This is a genomic window from Nonomuraea rosea (genome assembly GCF_039539705.1).
In the GTDB taxonomy this organism is placed as follows: domain Bacteria; phylum Actinomycetota; class Actinomycetes; order Streptosporangiales; family Streptosporangiaceae; genus Nonomuraea; species Nonomuraea rosea.
Window position 1 is genome coordinate 132,588 of sequence record NZ_BAABDQ010000009.1, and the last position, 17,561, is coordinate 150,148.

Annotated in this window: 18 protein-coding genes; 8 read left to right on the top strand and 10 right to left on the bottom strand. The window is 70.3% G+C overall.

Annotated elements, in window-relative coordinates; genetic code table 11:
• The first annotated feature begins 169 nt into the window (after positions 1–169).
• Together ABEA43_RS22515 and ABEA43_RS22520 are read left to right on the top strand one after the other, a co-directional pair.
• A complete protein-coding gene (locus ABEA43_RS22515) occupies positions 170–355 on the top strand; it encodes a hypothetical protein (RefSeq protein ID WP_345564553.1) in 186 nt (61 codons plus the stop codon).
• Positions 356–430: 75 nt separating this feature from the next.
• Positions 431–556, top strand: coding sequence for a hypothetical protein (locus tag ABEA43_RS22520; protein WP_345564554.1), 126 nt, complete (start codon positions 431–433; stop codon positions 554–556).
• 20 nt (positions 557–576) lie between these two features.
• Here the strand turns inward: ABEA43_RS22520 and ABEA43_RS22525 are convergent, their stop codons facing one another.
• The 8 genes from ABEA43_RS22525 to ABEA43_RS22560 all read right to left on the bottom strand — a co-directional run bounded on the left by ABEA43_RS22525 (position 577) and on the right by ABEA43_RS22560 (position 8,626).
• Positions 577–2,076: a hydrogenase large subunit gene (locus tag ABEA43_RS22525; protein WP_345564555.1), complete on the bottom strand. Its 1,500-nt coding sequence runs from the start codon at positions 2,074–2,076 to the stop codon at positions 577–579.
• Positions 2,073–3,569 carry a proton-conducting transporter transmembrane domain-containing protein gene (locus tag ABEA43_RS22530; protein WP_345564557.1) on the bottom strand — a complete coding sequence of 499 codons (1,497 nt, stop codon included), beginning with the start codon at positions 3,567–3,569 and terminating at the stop codon, positions 2,073–2,075. The genes ABEA43_RS22525 and ABEA43_RS22530 overlap by 4 nt, the downstream gene beginning before the upstream one ends.
• Positions 3,569–4,228 carry a hypothetical protein gene (locus ABEA43_RS22535; RefSeq protein ID WP_345564559.1) on the bottom strand — a complete coding sequence of 220 codons (660 nt, stop codon included), beginning with the start codon at positions 4,226–4,228 and terminating at the stop codon, positions 3,569–3,571. The genes ABEA43_RS22530 and ABEA43_RS22535 overlap by 1 nt, the downstream gene beginning before the upstream one ends.
• 33 nt (positions 4,229–4,261) lie before the next feature.
• Positions 4,262–5,194, bottom strand: a complete 933-nt coding sequence (locus ABEA43_RS22540) for a respiratory chain complex I subunit 1 family protein (RefSeq protein ID WP_345564561.1) — start codon at positions 5,192–5,194, stop codon at positions 4,262–4,264.
• Positions 5,191–7,149: a proton-conducting transporter transmembrane domain-containing protein gene (locus ABEA43_RS22545; RefSeq protein WP_345564563.1), complete on the bottom strand. Its 1,959-nt coding sequence runs from the start codon at positions 7,147–7,149 to the stop codon at positions 5,191–5,193. The genes ABEA43_RS22540 and ABEA43_RS22545 overlap by 4 nt, the downstream gene beginning before the upstream one ends.
• A 47-nt stretch (positions 7,150–7,196) precedes the next feature.
• The gene (locus ABEA43_RS22550) at positions 7,197–7,727 is read right to left on the bottom strand and encodes an NADH-quinone oxidoreductase subunit B family protein (RefSeq protein WP_345564565.1); all 531 of its coding nucleotides are present in this window, start codon (positions 7,725–7,727) and stop codon (positions 7,197–7,199) included.
• A 324-nt stretch (positions 7,728–8,051) separates the two neighbouring features.
• Positions 8,052–8,387: an ArsR/SmtB family transcription factor gene (locus tag ABEA43_RS22555; RefSeq protein ID WP_345564567.1), complete on the bottom strand. Its 336-nt coding sequence runs from the start codon at positions 8,385–8,387 to the stop codon at positions 8,052–8,054.
• Positions 8,387–8,626, bottom strand: coding sequence for a hypothetical protein (locus ABEA43_RS22560; protein WP_345564569.1), 240 nt, complete (start codon positions 8,624–8,626; stop codon positions 8,387–8,389). Before ABEA43_RS22560 ends, ABEA43_RS22555 begins: the two co-directional genes overlap by 1 nt.
• A 207-nt stretch (positions 8,627–8,833) precedes the next feature.
• Here ABEA43_RS22560 and ABEA43_RS22565 point away from each other — a divergent pair, with 207 nt between their 5' ends.
• Both ABEA43_RS22565 and ABEA43_RS22570 read left to right on the top strand, forming a co-directional pair.
• Positions 8,834–9,001, top strand: coding sequence for a hypothetical protein (locus ABEA43_RS22565; protein ID WP_345564571.1), 168 nt, complete (start codon positions 8,834–8,836; stop codon positions 8,999–9,001).
• The gene (locus ABEA43_RS22570; RefSeq protein WP_345564573.1) at positions 8,955–9,935 is read left to right on the top strand and encodes an integrase core domain-containing protein; all 981 of its coding nucleotides are present in this window, start codon (positions 8,955–8,957) and stop codon (positions 9,933–9,935) included. The genes ABEA43_RS22565 and ABEA43_RS22570 overlap by 47 nt, the downstream gene beginning before the upstream one ends.
• A gap of 69 nt (positions 9,936–10,004) precedes the next feature.
• Here ABEA43_RS22570 and pflA read toward each other — a convergent pair whose 3' ends face one another.
• Both pflA and pflB read right to left on the bottom strand, forming a co-directional pair.
• Positions 10,005–10,730, bottom strand: a complete 726-nt coding sequence (gene pflA, locus ABEA43_RS22575) for a pyruvate formate-lyase-activating protein (RefSeq protein WP_345564574.1) — start codon at positions 10,728–10,730, stop codon at positions 10,005–10,007.
• Positions 10,727–12,973 (bottom strand): formate C-acetyltransferase, encoded by a 2,247-nt coding sequence (gene pflB, locus ABEA43_RS22580; protein ID WP_345564575.1) that lies wholly within the window; start codon positions 12,971–12,973, stop codon positions 10,727–10,729. Before pflB ends, pflA begins: the two co-directional genes overlap by 4 nt.
• Before the next feature lie 178 nt (positions 12,974–13,151).
• On the opposite strand from pflB, the gene ABEA43_RS22585 reads away from it, so the two are divergent.
• The 4 genes from ABEA43_RS22585 to ABEA43_RS22600 are packed head-to-tail and all read left to right on the top strand — an operon-like array spanning position 13,152 to position 17,495.
• Positions 13,152–14,501: an amino acid permease gene (locus ABEA43_RS22585; protein WP_345564577.1), complete on the top strand. Its 1,350-nt coding sequence runs from the start codon at positions 13,152–13,154 to the stop codon at positions 14,499–14,501.
• Positions 14,498–15,673 (top strand): arginine deiminase, encoded by a 1,176-nt coding sequence (locus tag ABEA43_RS22590; RefSeq protein ID WP_345564578.1) that lies wholly within the window; start codon positions 14,498–14,500, stop codon positions 15,671–15,673. The genes ABEA43_RS22585 and ABEA43_RS22590 overlap by 4 nt, the downstream gene beginning before the upstream one ends.
• On the top strand, positions 15,670–16,599 hold the full coding sequence (gene argF, locus ABEA43_RS22595; RefSeq protein ID WP_345564580.1) for an ornithine carbamoyltransferase: 930 nt from the start codon (positions 15,670–15,672) through the stop codon (positions 16,597–16,599). The genes ABEA43_RS22590 and argF overlap by 4 nt, the downstream gene beginning before the upstream one ends.
• A complete protein-coding gene (locus ABEA43_RS22600; protein WP_345564582.1) occupies positions 16,596–17,495 on the top strand; it encodes a carbamate kinase in 900 nt (299 codons plus the stop codon). The genes argF and ABEA43_RS22600 overlap by 4 nt, the downstream gene beginning before the upstream one ends.
• Positions 17,496–17,561 lie beyond the last annotated feature (66 nt).

Consider the following 17,561-nt stretch of genomic DNA (forward strand, 5'->3'; position numbering starts at 1 on the left):
GCCACCAGCGGTGACCTCAACCCGGCCACCTGCGGCTACTTTTGCACGGCCACGGACACTGGCGGTTGTTAATCCCCCAGGCATGGGCCGACCATCCTGAACGCCGGGCCAAAATTGATATCCCACCCCGCACTTACGCATCGGACCAAACAGCATATCGCGCTGGACGTTGCGCCAGCTGCGGCACAGCGCGCTGCAGCATCTGGCCGAGGCAGGACGGACCGCACCCGAACTGCAGGCCAAGTTTCGCCACCAGAGCCTGGCCAGCCTTGGCCGCTACATCCGCTTGGGCGAGGAAACCTCGGCCCGCATCACCGCCGAACAAGATCCGGCAGCACGCCGGCGCACCCGCTGACAGCCTCGGCTCCACTCGCGAAGTCGGTCCCTGACCAGGGCTAACGACCCTCGAGTGTACTTCCTGACACTTTCGTTGACGTCCGGCCGAGACGTGGTCGCGCGCATCCTGGAGTTCACCGGCGTCACCGATCGCCTCCCGGCGCACGGCACCGTCGAGCAGGCGGTGCAGGCCGCGGTCGCCGCCGCGCCATCCGGCTGAACCCCGGCCGGGGTGGCGCCTCACAGGTCGTTGCCGGCGTAGGAGAGGTTGAAGCTCTTGTTGACCAGCGGGAAGTCCGGCACGATCGTGCCGGACAGGGCGACGGGCAGGGCCGGCCAGTTGAAGAACGACGGATCGACGATCTTCACGCGGGCCAGGGTACCGTCGGCGGCCAGCTGTACGCGGTGGACGATGGTGCCGCGCCAGCCTTCGACGATGCCGACCCCAGAGGAGGCTGCGCGTGATGAGGGCTCGCCTGCCGGCGGGCTTTCGAGCTGTCCGGGAGTGAGGTCGCCGACCAGGCGGGTGATCAGGTCGATGGAGGCGGCGATCTCGTCGGCGCGGATGCCGAAGCGGGCCAGCACGTCCCCGCCCGTACGGGTGGCGGGGGTGAACGGGCCGAGGTCGGTGAAGGGGTGGTCGCGGCGGGCGTCGAGGCCGAGGCCGCTGGCCCGGGCGACGTATCCGAGGACGCCGAGGTCGCGGGCGGCCTGCTCGGAAAGGATGGCGGTGCCGGTGAAGCGGTCGGCCACCACGGTGTGGCCGAGGGCGAGCTGCACGATTTCGGCCACATCGGCGGCGATGGCGGCCAGCCGGTCGGGATCGGGCAGGGCGCGCAATGCGACGCCGCCGAGGGTGACGCCGCCGCGCAGCAGCCGGTGCCCGGTGACCTCGTCATTGATGCGCAGCAACTGCTCGCGCACCCGCCCGGCCTGGGCGTGCAGGACGGCGTGGGCGACGTCGTTGCACAGCGCGCCCAGATCGGTGACGTGGTTGTAGAGGCGTTCGAGTTCCAGCAGCACGGCTCGCCCGCGCTGAACCTCGGGTGGCACGTCGGTGCTGGTGGCCTCCTCGATGGCCAGGCAGTAGGCCAGGGCGTGGCCCACGGTGGTGTCGCCGCTGACCCGCTCCGCCAGCGGCAGCCCATCGACGGGAGAGTGGCCTTCGAAGAGCTTTTCCAGGCCTTTGTGCACGAACCACAGCCGGGCCTTGAGCTTGAGGATGGTTTCACCGACCACGGAGAAGCGGAAATGGCCGGGCTCGATGAGCCCGGCGTGTACGGGGCCGACGGGGATCTCATAGACGCCGGGACCCTCGACGGTGACGAAGGGGTAAGGGCCTTCCGGGTCGCCGAAGGCGGGAGGGGGGCCGGCATCGGCGCGCATCGGGTACCAGCCGCGCGGCCAGTGATGGTGGCGCACCAGCCGGCGCGGCAGCGGGTGATCGGCCGGGGTGATCCCGTACAGGTCGTGCATCTCGCGTTCGAAGCGGCCGGCCGGGAAGGACAGGGCCGCGAGGCTGGGCACCGCGGGGTCGCCAGGGGGCAGGCGCAGGCGCAGTTCGGTGCGCCGGTCCGGGTGGGCCGCGAGGAACAGGTAAGCGACGCCGAAGCCGTGCGCCTCCTGCTGAGCCGACACTAGAGTGAGCCGGTGGCCGCCGGCCATGAGCGTCTGGGCGGCCGAGAGCAGCTCGGAGGGGCCGATGTTGGCGAGGGCGCGGTGTGCTGTGGGGTGGATCATGGGGTCGCTCCGACGATAGCGGCGGCGCCGTGCAGCAGGTCGCCGAGGGGGCCCGTGGTGATCCCCAGGATCGCGCAGGCGGCCAGGGCCACGATCAGTGTCAGTGCGGCGGTCCTGGGCAGCGCAATCGCCTGGGTCACTGGCTGGGTGGCGGGCGGGGGTGAGCCGAGCAGCATACGTCTCCCGTGCCGGCCGACGGCGGCGACGATGATCAGCATGAGCAGCAGGGCCGCCGCGATCGCCCAGCCCAGGCCTGCGGCGAAGCCGGCGCGGACGATGCCGAGCTCGCTGGCGAACAGGCTGAACGGGGGCATGCCGAGCAGGGCCAGCAGGCCGAGCGCGAAGGCGCCGGCCAGCAGCGGTGAGCGGCGGATCAGACCGCGGGCGGCGTCGATGCGGCTGCTGGCGACGGCTTGGTGGATGTGGCCGGCGGACAGGAACAGTGCCGACTTGCCGAGTCCGTGGCCGAGCATGTGCAGCAGGACGGCGGCCAGCGCCAGCCGGGTGCCGATCGCGGCGCCCAGGGCGAGCAGTCCCATGTGCTCGATGCTGGAGTAGGCCAGCAGCCGTTTGTAGTCGCGCTGGGCGAGCAGCAGCGCGGCGGCCACGGCCAGTGAGCCGAGCGCGGCTGCGATCAGCAGGACGCGCATGGTCGCCGGTCCGAGCGCCACGTCAGTGATCAGTTTGATGCGCAAGATGGCGTAGAAAGCCACCGACAGCAGCACGCCGGACATCAGCGCGGAGACCGGGGCGGGTGCTTGGCTGTGCGCGTCGGGCAGCCAGGCGTGCATCGGCGCCAGCCCGGCCTTGGCGCCGAAGCCGAGCACGAGCAGCACGGCCGCGATGCGCATCACGCCCGGGTCGAGGCCGACGGCGTGGCGCGCCAGGGCCGCGCCGTCCAGGGCTTCGGCTGCGGTCAGGCCGGCGTGCAGGGCGGCGTAATGCACGAGCACGATGCCCAGGAAGGCCAGCACGATGCCCGCCGAGCAGATGACGACGTATTTCCAGGCGGCCTCGGTGGCCTGCCTGCTGGGGTGGAATCCGACAAGGAAGGCGGTCAGGATGGTGGTGGCCTCGATGGCCACCCACATCACGCCGAGGTTGGAGGCCAGCACCGCCAGCGCCATGGCGGCGATGAACGCTTGGGTGAGCATCCCGTAGCGCCGGGCCGCGCGGGCGTGCGTGTGGTCCCCGGCCAGGTAGGCGGGGCTGGCCAGCGTCGCCAGCAGCGCGACGGCGCCGATCACGATCAGCATGAACGCACTCAGCGGGTCCACACGCAGCAGGTCCCACGCCGTCACGGCCTGCCTCGTGCCCGAGACGGTGATGGCCGAGACGACGGCCGCGGCCAGCAGGGCGGCGGCGGCCAGGGCGCCGAGCCAGGCGGTGACCTTGTTCCAGCCGAGGACGGCGTAGCCGCACGCCGCCGCAAGGGGCACAAGGACGGGTACGAGCACCATGACGGCCACGGGGAGGGTCAGGGGCAGGGTCATCAGTCGTGCAGCTCCCTGAGTTCGTCCAGATCGGTGCCGCCGAACGCGGCCCGCATCCGGGTGGTCAGGACCTGCAGCACCAGAACGGCCAGCAGCACGTCCAGCGAGACGCCCAGCTCCACCACCAGCGGGACGCCGCTGGTGGTCAGGAACGCCGTCGCGGTGACCGCGTTGTCGATCAGCAGGAAGCCCACCACCTGCGACAACGCCCTCCGGCGGGTGACCAGGACGAAGAAGCCGACCAGCAGCACGGTCAGCGCGACAGGCACGGCCTGGGTGGCGGGGCTGGGGGATAGAGCGATCAGCGGCTGGGAGACCGCGTAGGCGAGCATGGCCAGCACCGCCGCCACCAGCAGCGAGGTGGCCACGTTCACCAGGGGCCGCGTCTCGCGCGCCTCACCGCTGGCGGCCAGCGCGCGCCGCATGAGGGAGGGCAGCAGCCCGGCGCGTAGCGCGCCCACTCCCACGCCGACGGCGACGAGCTCCATCTCGCCCTGGTGCAGGCCAAGTACCACGACCAGGACCGCCAGGGCGAGCCCCTGCAGAGCGAATAAGGCCACGATGGCCGACAGGTCACGTCGCCACAGCACCAGCACCCCGGCCAGCAGGAACGTCCCGCACGCCAGGTCCAGCAGCAGTACATACATCGCATCGCTCATGTCGTTCTCATGCCAGTCCTCATGCGGGGAGCCTCATGTCAGGAAGAAGGACGCGGCCACGGCCAGCAGCGCCATCAGGAACGATCCGGCCAGCAGCTCCGGCACCCTAAACAGGCGCAGCTTGGCCATGAACACCTCGCCGGCCGCGAGCAGCGCGCCCAGCGCCGCGACCTTGACCACCAGGGCGAGGCAGGCCACCAGGAGCGCGAGGGGCCCCAGATCGGCGGTGGCGATGCCCCAGGGCGCGAACAGGCTGGCCAGCAGGCCGAGCAGGACCGACAGCCGGGCCGCCGATGCCCACTCGATGAGGGCCAGATCGGGGCCGGCGTACTCCAGCACCATCGCCTCATGGATCATGGTCAGCTCCAGGTGGGTGGAGGGGTTGTCCACCGGGATGCGGCCGGTCTCGGCGATGGTGACGATGGCCAGCGCGGCGGCGGCCAGCAGGCTCGCCGGCGACAGCACCGCCCACGGGTTGCCGGCGACCGAGGAGACGATCGCGGCCAGGTTCGTCGACCCGGCCCGTACCGACAACGCGAACACCGACACCAAGATGGTCGGCTCGACCAGGGCCAGGATGGTCACCTCACGGCTGGCGCCCATGCCGCCGAACGCGGTCCCGGTGTCCAGGCCGCCCAGCGCCAGCGCCACCGAGCCGAGCGCGAGCAGCGCGACCACGGCGAACAGATCCGAGACGCCGTCCAGCGGCGCGTCCGTGGCCACCAGCGGCACCGCCGCGGCCGCCACCAGCGCCGTGGCGGCCAGCAGCAGCGGCGCTGCCCGGAACACCCAGCCGGTGCCGTGCGGGGTGATGGGCTGCTTGCGGGCCAGCTTGCGCAGATCTCGCCACGGCTGGCCCACCCCGGCTCCGGCCCTGCCCTCCAGCCGGGCGCGGATCTGCCGCATCATCCCGGCCAGCAGCGGCGCGCCGGCCACCACGAGGATCACCTGAATCAGCGCGGTCATCGGATCACCGCCAGCACGATCAGCGCGCCGACCAGCGCGTAGAAGCCGTAGGCCAGGTAGCGGTGCACGCTGCCGTTGGCCAGCGTCCGCGCCGAGCGGCCCAGCACGCCCGCCGCCGCCAGGACCGGCCGGTAGAGGCGGTGTTCGATCCGGTCGGGGATCCGCGCCTGGAACCGCACCCGCTCCACCAGGTAGGCCGACTCCTTGACCGGAGTAACATCCACGTCGCTTTCCGGGGCCAGCACGTCGTCGAAAACTCGCTGCAGCGGCTCGGCGAACGAGGTCGCGGTGTACTCCATCCGCGCCGTCATCGGCCCGGCCCCGCAATCCCACAACCGCGCCCGGCGCCGCGCCCGCCACTGTGCCCGCCGGCTCGCCAGCACTCGCAGTACCGCCAGCACCAGCGCCACGGCAGCCACCAGCGCGACCGCGATCAGCAACGGGGAGATCACCCCCATCACCCCGGTAAGGCGCAGCGTCACCTGACCGGACACCGCGCCCGCTGCCGGGAAGACCTGGCCGACCGCCGTCGCCAGAGCGGGCAGCACCACGGCCGGAGCCAGCGCCAGCACGGCACAACAGACGGCCGACAGCCCCATGCCGCCCAGCATCGTGGCGGGACTCTCCGACGCCTGCGCCGCCTGGCTGCTGCGCGGCCTGGCCAAAAACCCGATGCCGAACGCCTTCACGAAGGTGGCGACCGCCAGGCCCGCCGACAACGCGATCACCCCCACGGCCAGCGGCATCGTTACTGCTCCCGCCACCCCGGAGGCAGGCAGCGCGTGCACGAGGCTCTGCAGCAACAGCCATTCGCTGACGAAGCCGTTGCCGGGAGGCAGCGCTGAGGCGCACAGCGCGCCGACCGCGAACAGCGCGGTGGTGGCCGGCATGCGGGTCCGCAGCCCGCCCAAGGCGTCGAGGTCGCGCAGGCCGGTGGCCCGCAGCACCGAGCCCGCCGCCAGGAACAGCAACGTCTTGAAGCCGGCGTGGTTGACCACGTGCAACAGTGCCGCCGTCAACGCCAACGCGGCCAGCACCGGCGCGTGCGAGACGGCGAAGAACCCGGCCGCGCCCACCCCGACCAGGACCAGGCCCATGTTCTCCGTCGTGGAGTAGCCCAGCAGCCGCTTCAGATCAGAGGCGACCGCGGCCTGCAGGATGCCGTACAGAGCAGAGGCCGCGCCCGCGGCTAGCGTCAACAGCCACCACCACGGCGCCCCGCCGCCCAGCAGATCCAGGCCGACCCTCACGATGCCGTACACACCCATGTTCACCATGGCCGCGCTCATCAGCGCCGAGACGTGACTGGGCGCCTCCGGGTGGGCGCGGGGCAGCCACACGTGCAGCGGCACGATGCCCGCCTTGGACGCGAACCCGATCAGCGTGGCCAGGAACACCACATCGCGGGCCATCGGGGACAACTCGGCGCCGCGCAACTGGTCGAAGCTCTCGCCGCCGGACTGCGCGGCGAACAACGCCAGCCCGGCCAGGATCGCCGCGAACCCCAGGTGGGTCATCGCCGCGTACCACAGGCCGGCCCGCCCGACCTCCGGGCGGTGCCGGTGCTCGGCGAGCACCAGCACCAACGAGGTGAGCGCCATGAGCTCCCAGGCCACCAGCAGCGTGCTCATGCTCGCCGCCGCGGGCACCAGCAGCATCGAGGCGACGAACAACGGCAGCACGGCCTGGACCGTTCGGCCCTCATGGCGGGCATAGCCGATGGCGTACACGGCTGCGCACACCGCCACCGCGCCCGTCACCGCGACGAAGACAGCGCCCAGCGGATCGAGCGAGAGCCGTACCCCGGCCAGCGGCAGCAGCTCCGGCAGCCAGACGCTCCACCGCCCGCCGGTAAGAACCGCCATCCCGGCGGCCACGCCGAAGCCGCCGGCCGCGGCCGTACCCAGTCCTGCGGCAAGGGCGCGGGCACGGTCCGGCACGACCAAAGCGGCCATCCCCGTCATCACGCACAACCCCAGAGCCGTACCGAACAGCGACCCCGTCATCGACCGGTCAGCCCACGCAGCGCCGCCACGATCGCCTCCGGTCGGGGCGGACAGCCCGCCACCTCCACATCAACCGGCACCACGTCGCCGACGGCCCCCGCCACCCCGTACGCGCCCGCGAACACCCCGCAGTTACGCGCGCAATCACCGAGCGCGACCACCAGCCGCGGCTGCGGCACCGCCTCGAACGTGCGGCGCAGCGCCACCTCCATGTTGCGCGTCACCGGGCCGGTGACCACCAGCGCGTCCGCGTGCCGGGGCGAGGCCACCAGCCGCGCCCCGTACCGTTCGGCGTCATACACCGGGCCGAACGCCGAAGCGATCTCCACCTCACACCCATTGCACGAGCCCGCGTCCACATGCCGGATCTGCACCGACCCCGCCAGCTCACGAGCCAGCTCCGCCACCGGGGCTGGCGAGTCCGGCCTCTGCGGCGCCGGCTCGGCCACCCGTCCTGTCTTCCTGATCTTGCACCACAAACCCGCCACGACGAACTCCCTGCCTGGTGTTCCAACGATCCGGCTCATGCGGCAGAGAGTCATCCAGGGCGGAGGCGTTCAGGCTCGGCATCGCGTAGTTCGGCCAGCAGCTCCCCCCGCACGGCGATCAGGCCGGCGAGGATCCACCGGGCCGCCCTACAGCAGCTCCAGCACGTGGACGCGGATGGGATGACCCAGCGTGCGGAAAATCTCGGCCTTGGCCTGACACAGCGCAACCGACATCGCTCACCCACCCCCCACCAACCTCAGCATCGCGAATGCCGGCGCGACACGGCGCCGGGCCAGAGACGCTGGGGCATGCACGAGGAGCTGACGCGCCGCCGAGCCTGAGTCCTCCTCGCCACGCCCACCTCAGCCGGTCTCGGCCTGCAGCAGCTCGCTGAGCAGCTCGCGCTGGCCGGACAGCTTGGCGCCCAGCAACTGGCGGGCCGCGCGCAGCAGCTCGGCCACGTCCCCGCCGGACAACGCGTACACGACCGTCGAACCGTGTCGGCGGGCGGTCACCAGCTCTGAGCGGCGCAGCACCGCCAGATGCTGCGACAGCCCGGTCGGCTCCACCTCGATGGCGGCCAGCAGCTCGCGCACCGGCATGGGCCCCTCCTGCAACAGCTCCAGCACCCGGATCCGCACCGGATGGCCCAGCAGCCGAAACAGCTCCGCCTTGGCCTCATACAACGGCACGGACATCACGGCTGCTGTCCCTGCTCCAGCTCACCCGGCCGGTCACCGGCCGCATCGGCCTGCAGGCCGGTCGAGACGTCGTCGGCCAGGCCCACGCCGTGCGTGCGAGCCACGCGGGAAATGTGCTCCCACTCCGCCTCGGCCACGAGAGCCTCATCCAGGTCCTCATCCCGATCGGCGGCGCGCAATGCGATCCGGGCCAGCCGGGCTCGTTCCCGGACCGCTTCGGCAAACGCCCCACTCATAGGACCACCTCCACACTGCCGTCGGCAGACCACACTCATACTCTTAGTAATTGCGTATTTTCGCAACTTGGCTTTAGAATCGCTCACGTAACAGTGCGCCTGCCGATTATTACATCCGCCCAGGTCATGCCCCTGCGTGGGCTTCGCGTGGCGGCGCGGGCTCCGGCCAGCCAGGAGACGGAACCAAGTGCGGCATGATGATCGGCTGTGCTCCTTCGCCTGGCCTACCTCGCCGTCACGAACGCTTTCGCCGCACTGCGGCTGCTACCCGTGAGCGATCGGGACAAGGACGTGGAGATCCTTGCCCTGCGCCACCAGATCACCGTCCTTGAGCGCCAACTCGGCGCTGACACCAGAGATGAGATTCGCGCCTGAGGGCCGGGCCTTTCTCGCCGCGCTCCTGACCTCGCTGCCCCGCGAGGTCCTGCGCCGACTGCGGCTGCTCATCCGACCGGACACCGTCCTACGCTGGAACCGCGACCTGATGCAACAGCGCCATGCCCGTACCTGCCGGCCAAAGCGGCGTGGGCGCCCGCCCACGGTCCGCTCTATCCGCGCTCTCATCCTGCGCCTGGTTCGGGAGAACCCCGGCTGGGGCTATCGGCGGGTCCACGGTGAGCTCACTACGCTCGGCATCAAGGTCGCCCCGTCCACTGTGTGGGAGATCCTCAAGCAAGCAGGTGTTGATCCGGCGCCCGAGCGTGCGTCCACCACGTGGGCCGATTTCCTGCGCTCCCAAGCCGACGCCCTACTGGCCGCCGATTTCATCGAGACCATCACCCTCAACGGGCAACGCCAGTACATCCTGGCCGTCATCGAGCACGCCACCAGGCGCGTCCGCGTGCTCGGCACCACCGCGCATCCGCGCGCGAGCTGGGTCATCCAGGCAATAAGGAATCTGGTGATGGATCTGGACGATGCGGGCTGTCGGGCGCGCTTTCTGATCCACGATCGGGATGGGAAGTTCCCGGCCCTCATGGACGAGATTCTCGCCGAGGCCGGCATCACGACGGTGCTCACCGGTATCCGGATGCCGCGGATGAACTCCATCATGGAGCGGTGGGTGCAGTCATGCCGCCACGAGCTTCTCGACCGCTGCCTCGTATGGAACGAACACCACCTGCGACACGCCCTACGCGAGTACGAACACTTCTACAACCAGCACCGGGCCCATCAAGCCCTGGAACAAGCGGCGCCGCTGCGCACCGCCCCGGACCCGATCACAGACCCCGAGCGAATCACCGACCTGAACATACGCCGACGGGACCGGCTCGGCGGAGTCCTTCACGAATACTCACATGCCGCTTGACCTGCACGGATGGAGTTTTCGGCAGGCGCACTGTTCATGAGCATATTTCCGTTCCGCAGCGGGCCATGGCTACACGCTGGTCACGCCGTGGGCGCGGAACTGGGCGTGGACCCGGCTCAGCAGGGCCGTGCCGGGCGGTGGGACGTTGGCGAGCGGGAAGCGCAGGCCGAGCCGTTCGTACTTGCCGGTGGCCATGCGGTGGAAGGGCAGGACGTCGACGCGTTCGACGTTGCCCAGATCCGCCACGAAGCGGGCCAGGGCATCCACGTTCGCAGGGGCGTCGGTGAGGCCGGGCACCAGAACGAACCGTACCCAGGTGGGCCGGCCGAGCTCGGCGAGGCGGCGGGCGAAGCGCAGGGTGGGCTCGACCGGCCCGCCGGTGACCCGGCGGTAGGTGGCCGGGTCGAAGGACTTGATGTCGAGCAGCACCAGGTCGGTGTCGGCGAGCATGGCGTCGGTGGCGCGGATGCCGAGCAGGCCGGAGGTGTCCAGGGCGGTGTGCAGGCCGCTGTCGTGGCAGCGGTGCAGCAGGTCGGCGGTGAAGCGGGACTGAAGGAGCGGCTCGCCGCCGCTGATGGTCACCCCGCCGCCGGCGACGGAGATGAAGCGCCGGTACTTGCCGATCTCGTCCATGATCTCGTCGGTGGTGACCTGGCGGCCGTCGCGCATCCGCCAGGTCTCCGGGTTCTGGCAGTACTGGCAGCGCAGCGGGCAACCGGCGGTGAACAGCACGAACCTGGTGCCGGGGCCGTCTACGCCGACCGACATGTCCCAGGAGCTGATGACGCCGTTCATAGCGACGCGTGGAAGGTGCGGTTGATGACATCGCGTTGCTGGTCGGGGGTGAGGCGGACGAAGTTGACGGCGTAGCCGGAGACGCGGATGGTCAGCTGCGGGTAGCGGTCGGGGTGCTCCATGGCGTCCAGGAGGACGGCGCGGGTAAGGACGTTGACGTTCATGTGGAAGCCGCCGGCGTCGAAGTAGCCGTCGAGCACGCCGACCAGGTTGTCCACCCGCTCGTCCTGGGTGCGGCCGAGGCCTTCCGGGGTGGCGGTGTTGGTCAGGGAGATGCCGTCGAGGGCCTGCTGGTAGGGGAGTTTGGCGACCGAGAGAGCGGAGGCGACCATTCCGTGGCGGTCGCGGCCGTTCATCGGGTTGGCGCCAGGGGAGAACGGCTCGCCGGTGCGGCGTCCGTCGGGGGTGTTGCCGGTGTGCTTGCCGTAGACGACGTTGGAGGTGATGGTGAGCACGGATTGGGTGTGCTCGGCGTCGCGGTAGGCGGGGTGGCGGCGGATCTTCTTCATGAAGGAGTGGACGAGTGCGACGGCGATGGCGTCGGCGCGGTCGTCGTTGTTGCCGTAGGCCGGGTAGTCGCCGTCGATCTCGTAGTCGATCGCCAGGCCGGTGTCGTCGCGGATCACCTTGACGCGGGCGTGCCTGATGGCGGAGAGGCTGTCGGCGGTGACGGACAGGCCGGCGATGCCGCAGGCCAGCGTACGTTTGACCGGGTAATCATGCAGGGCCATCTCAAGGCGCTCGTAGGCGTATTTGTCGTGCATGTAGTGGATGATGTTGAGCGCGTTGACGTAGGTCCGGGCGAGCCAGTCCATCATCTGGTCCAGCGCCTTGGAGACTTCCTCGTAGTCGAGGAATTCGCCGGTCAGGGGCGGATGCGCCGGGCCGACCTGGGCGCCGGTGAGCTCGTCGCGGCCGCCGTTGATCGCGTACAGCAGAGTTTTGGCCAGGTTGACGCGGGCGCCGAAGAACTGCATCTGCCGCCCCACGGCGGCGGCAGAGACGCAGCAGGCGATGGCGGTGTCGTCGCCGGTGCGGGGGCGCATCAGCTCGTCGCTTTCGTACTGGATGGCGCTGGTCTCGATGGATAGGCCGGCGCAGAACCGTTTGAACGGCGCGGGCAGGCGCGTGGACCAGAAGACGGTCAGGTTCGGCTCGGGGGCCGGGCCGAGATTGCGCAGCGTCTGCAGGTAGCGGTAGCTCGTGCGGGTGACGAGCGTGCGGCCGTCCGTGCCGATGCCGCCGATCGACTCGGTCACCCAGGTGGGGTCGCCGGAGAAGAGCTGGTCATATTCGGGGGTGCGCAGGAAGCGGACGATGCGCAGCTTGATGACGAAATCGTCGATGAGCTCCTGCGCCTGCTCCTCGGTGATGCGTCCTTCAGCGAGGTCGCGTTCGAGGTAGATGTCGATGAACGTGGAGGTGCGGCCCAGCGACATGGCGGCGCCGTTCTGCTCCTTGATCGCGGCCAGATAGGCGAAATAGAGCCACTGGATCGCCTCGTGCGCGGTGGTGGCAGGGCGGGTGATGTCGTGGCCGTAGGAGGCGGCCATCCGCTTCAGCTCGTCCAGTGCTCTGAGCTGCTCCGACAGCTCTTCCCGGTCGCGGATCACTGCGTCGGAGGCGTCCGCGTCGTCCAGCGAACGCAGCTCGGCCCGCTTGGCCTCGATGAGCTGGTCCACACCGTAGAGCGCGACGCGGCGGTAGTCGCCGATGATGCGGCCGCGTCCGTAGGCGTCCGGCAGGCCGGTGATCACACCAGCCTTACGGGCGCGCAGGATCTCTGGGGTGTAGGCGTCGAACACGCCGTCGTTGTGGGTCTTGCGGTATTTCGTGAAGATCTCCTTCACCGCGGGGTCGAGTTCGTAGCCGTAGGCGGACAGGCCGCTCTCCACCATGCGCAGCCCGCCTGAGGGCATGATCGCCCGTTTCAGCGGCGCGTCGGTCTGCAGGCCCACGATCAGCTCACGATCGCGGTCGATGTAACCCGGTGCGTGAGCGGTGATCGTGGACGGGGTCGTGGTGTCGACATCGAGAATGCCGCGCCGCCGCTCCTCCGGAAACAGTCCGGTCATCGTTGCCCATACCGCTCGCGTGCGTTCGGTCGGCCCGGCCAGGAAGCCCTCGTCGCCCGTGTAGGGCGTGTAGTTGGCCTGGATGAACGAGCGGATGTCCACTTCGGTCCGCCAGGCCAGGCCGTGAAAGCCGCGCCAAGCCTCGAACGTGATCGTCGTGGCGGTCATGGTTCCCCCTTCGTATCGGACGTCTCCTTCCAATCTGTCCGAGACGAGATGCGGTCCACCGCGGTCTAAGGCCATCGACAGGTGGGACCAAGGTCATCAGGAATGGGGACGTCCGCCTCCGTACCTGCGGCGACGGCGCTGATGTGCTGGTGATGATCCCCGGAAGGAGGACATCATCATGTCCGTCACGCCGCTGCCACGACGCCGCAAGCTGGGCCCGTGGATGACGACCGCGCTGGTCGTCGGCAACATGATCGGCTCAGGCGTGTTCCTGCTGCCCGCCTCGCTGGCGGCGTTCGGCAGCGCCAGCCTGGTGGCCTGGGTGCTCACCGCCACCGGCGCGATGCTGCTCGCGCTGGTCTTCGCCCGCCTCGGCCGTGCCTACCCCAAGACCGGCGGCCCGTACGCCTTCGCCCGCCGCGCCTTCGGTGACTTCATCGGGTTCCAGACCGCGTGGGGCTACTGGATCGCGGTCTGGGTAGGCAACGCCGCCATCGCGGTCGCTTTCGTCAGCTACCTCGGATACTTCTGGCCCGCGCTCGATGACACCGCTCTGCTCGCGGCGGGGGTCGCGCTGGCGGCGATCTGGCTGCTGACCGCCATCAACGTCCGCGGGGTACGGCAGGGCGGCTGGATCCAGGCCGTCACCACCGTCGCCAAGCTGCTGCCGCTGGTCGTCCTGGCAGTGGCCGCGCCGTTCTTCATCGACGCCGGCGACTTCACCCCGTTCAATCCCAGCGACCAGAGCACGTTCGGGGCCGTGACCGCCGCCGCCTCCCTGACGCTGTGGGCGTTCATCGGCATCGAGTCGGCCACCGTCCCGGCCGAGGACGTGGAGAACCCCGAGCGGACGATCCCGCGTGCCACGGTCATCGGCACGGTCGTCACCGCCGCCGTCTACCTCCTGGGCACCGTCGCCGTGTTCGCGGCTGTCCCCCGCCAGGTGCTGGTGGAGTCGACCGCCCCGTTCGCGGACGCCGCCGCGCTCATGTTCGGCGACTGGGCGGGCACCGCGGTCGCGATCGGAGCGATCGTCAGCGCGTTCGGCGCGCTCAACGGCTGGATCCTGCTGCAGGGGCAGGTCCCGCTGGCCGCCGCCCGCGACGGGTTGTTCCCGCGGGTGTTCGCCAAGGTTTCGCGCTGGGGCACGCCGGCCGTCGGGCTGATCGTCTCCAGTGTGCTGGTTACCGGCCTGATGCTGCTCAACTACAACGCGAGCCTCGTCGAGCAGTTCAACTTCGTGATCCTGCTGGCCACCCTCACCACGCTCATCCCGTACGCGTACGCCGCGATGGCGCAGCTCCTGCTGATGCTCACCGACCGCGAGCGGTTCTCGGGCAGGCGGCTCGCGCTGGACGGCACGGTCGCGGTCCTGGCGTTCGCCTACACGCTGTGGACCATCGCCGGATCCGGCTACGAGGTCGTCTACAAGGGCACGCTGCTGCTGCTCGCCGGCATCCCCGTCTACGTGTGGCTCAAGCACCGCGACCGCGACAACACCCTCGAAATCACCAGGAAGGCGGCATGACGGTGTTCCACGTCGACAGCGAGGTCGGCACGCTCCGGCAGGTCATCCTGCACCGCCCAGGGCTGGAGCTGAAGCGGCTGACCCCCACCAACTGCGACGAGCTGCTCTTCGACGACGTGCTCTGGGTCAAACGCGCCCGCCAGGAGCACGACGCCTTCGCCGACACCCTGCGCGACCGCGGTGTGACCGTCCACCTGCTCGACGAGCTGCTCACCGAGACGCTCAAGCAGGACCAGGCCCGGACGTGGGTGCTGGACCGGGTCGTCACCGAACCGGCTTTCGGCCCCACGCTCGCGCCACCGCTGCGCCAGGCGCTGGAGGCGATGCCGGCCGACACCCTCACCCGCCATCTCATCGGCGGCCTCACCAGGCGCGAGCTCGACCTGCACACCGACAGCCTGCGCCTGGCCGGGCTGGGCGAGGACGACTTCATCCTGCCGCCGCTGCCCAACCATCTCTTCACCCGCGACGCCTCGGCCTGGATCTACGGCGGGGTGTCCCTGCACCCGATGGCCAAGCCCGCCCGCCGCCGCGAGACCACGCACGTGGCCGCCGTCTACGCCTTCCATCCCATGTTCGCCGGGCAGGCACCGATCTGGTACCCGGCCGAGGCCGAACAACCTGCCACCATCGAGGGCGGCGACATCCACGTCGTCGGCGACGGCACGGTCCTGGTGGGGATGAGCGAACGCACCACCCCGCAGGCGATCGAGCTGCTGGCCCGGCGGCTGTTCGAGGCCGGAGCCGCCGATCGGGTGATCGCCGCGGCTCTGCCGTCCAAGCGGGCGTTCATGCACCTGGACACCGTCATGACGATGGTCGACCGAGGCGTCTTCGTGGCCTACCCCGAATTGCCGCCGCTGCGTTCGTTCATCCTCACCCCGGGCTTGCGGGTGCGAGAGAACGACGACCTGTTCTCCGCGCTCGGCCCGGCCACCGTGCTGCGTGCGGAGCAGGATGTGTGGGCCGCCGAGCGCGAGCAGTGGGACGACGGCACCAACGTGCTCGCCATCGCGCCCGGTGTGGTCGTCGCTTACGAGCGCAACGTCACCACCAACACCATGCTCCGCAAAAACGGCATCGAGGTCATCACCATCGCCGGCGCCGAGCTCGGCCGCGGTCGCGGCGGACCCCGCTGCATGAGCTGCCCCATTGAGAGGAACCCCCTGTGAAAGACCTGCTGCGCATCGCCGACCTGGCGGAGCACGACCTCGAATACCTGCTCGACCGGGCCGAACACCTCAAGCGTCATCCTCACGCCGCCGGCGAGCCGCTGGAGAACGAGACGGTGCTGCTCTACTTCGCCAAACCGTCCACCCGCACCCGCGTCTCCACCGAGACCGCCGTGGTCCGCCTGGGCGGCGTGCCGCTGACCGTCGGTCCGGCCGAACTGCAGCTCGGCCGGGGCGAGACCATCGCCGACACCGCCCGGGTCATCGGCTCCTACGCAGCCGCCGTCGTGATCCGCACCTTCGACCACGACGACGTGGCCAGGTTCGCCCGGTCCGCCGAGGTCCCGGTGATCAATGCGCTCACCGACGCCCACCACCCGCTGCAGGCGCTCGCCGACCTGCTGACCCTGCGCGAGCACTTCGGCGACCCGCGCGGGCACAAGCTGGCCTATGTCGGCCCCGCCACCAACGTCACCCACAGCCTCATGGAGGCCACCGCGCTGGCCGGCGTCTCCATGGCTGTGGCCACCCCTGACGCCTACCGGCCGGACCCCGAGGTCGAGGCGATGGCCCGGAAGCTCTCCACAGGAGGGGAACTGCTGATCACCCATGACCCGTATGAGGCGGTCCGGGGGGCGGACGCGGTCTACACCGATGTGTGGTTGTCCATGGGAGATCCCTCCGAGGAGAAGGCCGCCAGGACCGCCGCGCTCACCCCGTACCGAATCACCGCCGACCTCATGAAGGCGGCCGCACCCGGGGCGATCTTTCTGCACTGCCTGCCCGCCCACCGCGGCGAGGAGGTCACCGGGGACGTCATCGACGGCCCCGCCTCCCAGGTGTTCCCCCAAGCCGCCAACCGGCTGCCCACCGCCCAGGCCGTCCTGGAAGCGCTGCTCGGCCGGACCCTGGCAGGCGCACGGTGAGAATCGTCATCGCGCTCGGCGGCAACGCGCTGCTGCACCGCGGCGAACGCGCCGACGCGGCCACGCAGATCCGCAACGCCGCGTACGCCGGCGAGCAGATCGCCCGCCTGGCCACGCACCACCAGATCCTCATCGTGCACGGCAACGGCCCCCAGGTGGGCCTGCTGGCCGAGGAGAGCGAGCGCGACCCCACCCTGGAACACGGCTACCCGCTCGACACGCTCGTCGCCGAGACCCAGGGCATGATCGGCTACTGGCTCGCCCGAAGCATCGGCCGTCACCTGCCGGACACGCCGGTCGCCGCGCTGGTCACCCAGGTCGTCGTGGACCTCGCCGACCCGGCTTTCGGCCGGCCGGAGAAACCCATCGGCCCCTACTATCCCGGCGCGGAAGCCGAGAGGCTCACGACTGAGCGCGGCTGGACCTTCGTCCTGGAACGGCACGGATATCGTCGCGTCGTGCCCTCGCCGCGGCCCGAACGCGTCGTCGAACTGCCTGTCATCGCCCGGTTGCTGGACGCCGGTACGGTCGTGATCGCCGGTGGGGGAGGCGGCGCTCCTGTCACCGGCGACCGTTCGGGGGTCGAGGCGGTCGTGGACAAGGACGCCGTTGCCGCGCTGCTCGCCGAGCAGCTCGACGCGGAGCTGCTCGCCATCCTCACTGACGTGCCCTATGTGTACGCCGGCTACGGCACACCGCGCCAGCGCCCCATCACCACCATCTCTCCCGACGAGCTGGACGAGGGCTCCTTCACCCCCGGTTCCATGGGGCCCAAGGTCGCGGCGGCCTGCGCGTTCAGCCGCGCCACCGGCCGGCCGGTGGCCATCGGCGCGCTGGACAAGCTCGCGCAGGTGATCGACGGCACCAGCGGCACCCGCGTCCAGCTCGTCAAGTGACCTCCGTGCCTCGCCGATCAAGGACCAAAGGCCCTGCTTCACGGGACCTCCTCCCGCGGCGCCTTC

Coding starts and splice junctions, on each gene's coding strand:
- ABEA43_RS22585 (WP_345564577.1), top strand. CDS start 13,152: ATGTCCGTCACGCCGCTGCCACGACGCCGCAAGCTGGGCCCGTGGATG.
- ABEA43_RS22545 (WP_345564563.1), bottom strand. CDS start 7,149: ATGGCCGCTTTGGTCGTGCCGGACCGTGCCCGCGCCCTTGCCGCAGGA.
- ABEA43_RS22555 (WP_345564567.1), bottom strand. CDS start 8,387: ATGTCCGTGCCGTTGTATGAGGCCAAGGCGGAGCTGTTTCGGCTGCTG.
- ABEA43_RS22560 (WP_345564569.1), bottom strand. CDS start 8,626: ATGAGTGGGGCGTTTGCCGAAGCGGTCCGGGAACGAGCCCGGCTGGCC.
- pflB (WP_345564575.1), bottom strand. CDS start 12,973: ATGACCGCCACGACGATCACGTTCGAGGCTTGGCGCGGCTTTCACGGC.
- ABEA43_RS22535 (WP_345564559.1), bottom strand. CDS start 4,228: ATGAGCGATGCGATGTATGTACTGCTGCTGGACCTGGCGTGCGGGACG.
- ABEA43_RS22550 (WP_345564565.1), bottom strand. CDS start 7,727: ATGAGCCGGATCGTTGGAACACCAGGCAGGGAGTTCGTCGTGGCGGGT.
- ABEA43_RS22540 (WP_345564561.1), bottom strand. CDS start 5,194: ATGACCGCGCTGATTCAGGTGATCCTCGTGGTGGCCGGCGCGCCGCTG.
- ABEA43_RS22590 (WP_345564578.1), top strand. CDS start 14,498: ATGACGGTGTTCCACGTCGACAGCGAGGTCGGCACGCTCCGGCAGGTC.
- ABEA43_RS22530 (WP_345564557.1), bottom strand. CDS start 3,569: ATGACCCTGCCCCTGACCCTCCCCGTGGCCGTCATGGTGCTCGTACCC.
- pflA (WP_345564574.1), bottom strand. CDS start 10,730: ATGAACGGCGTCATCAGCTCCTGGGACATGTCGGTCGGCGTAGACGGC.
- ABEA43_RS22525 (WP_345564555.1), bottom strand. CDS start 2,076: ATGATCCACCCCACAGCACACCGCGCCCTCGCCAACATCGGCCCCTCC.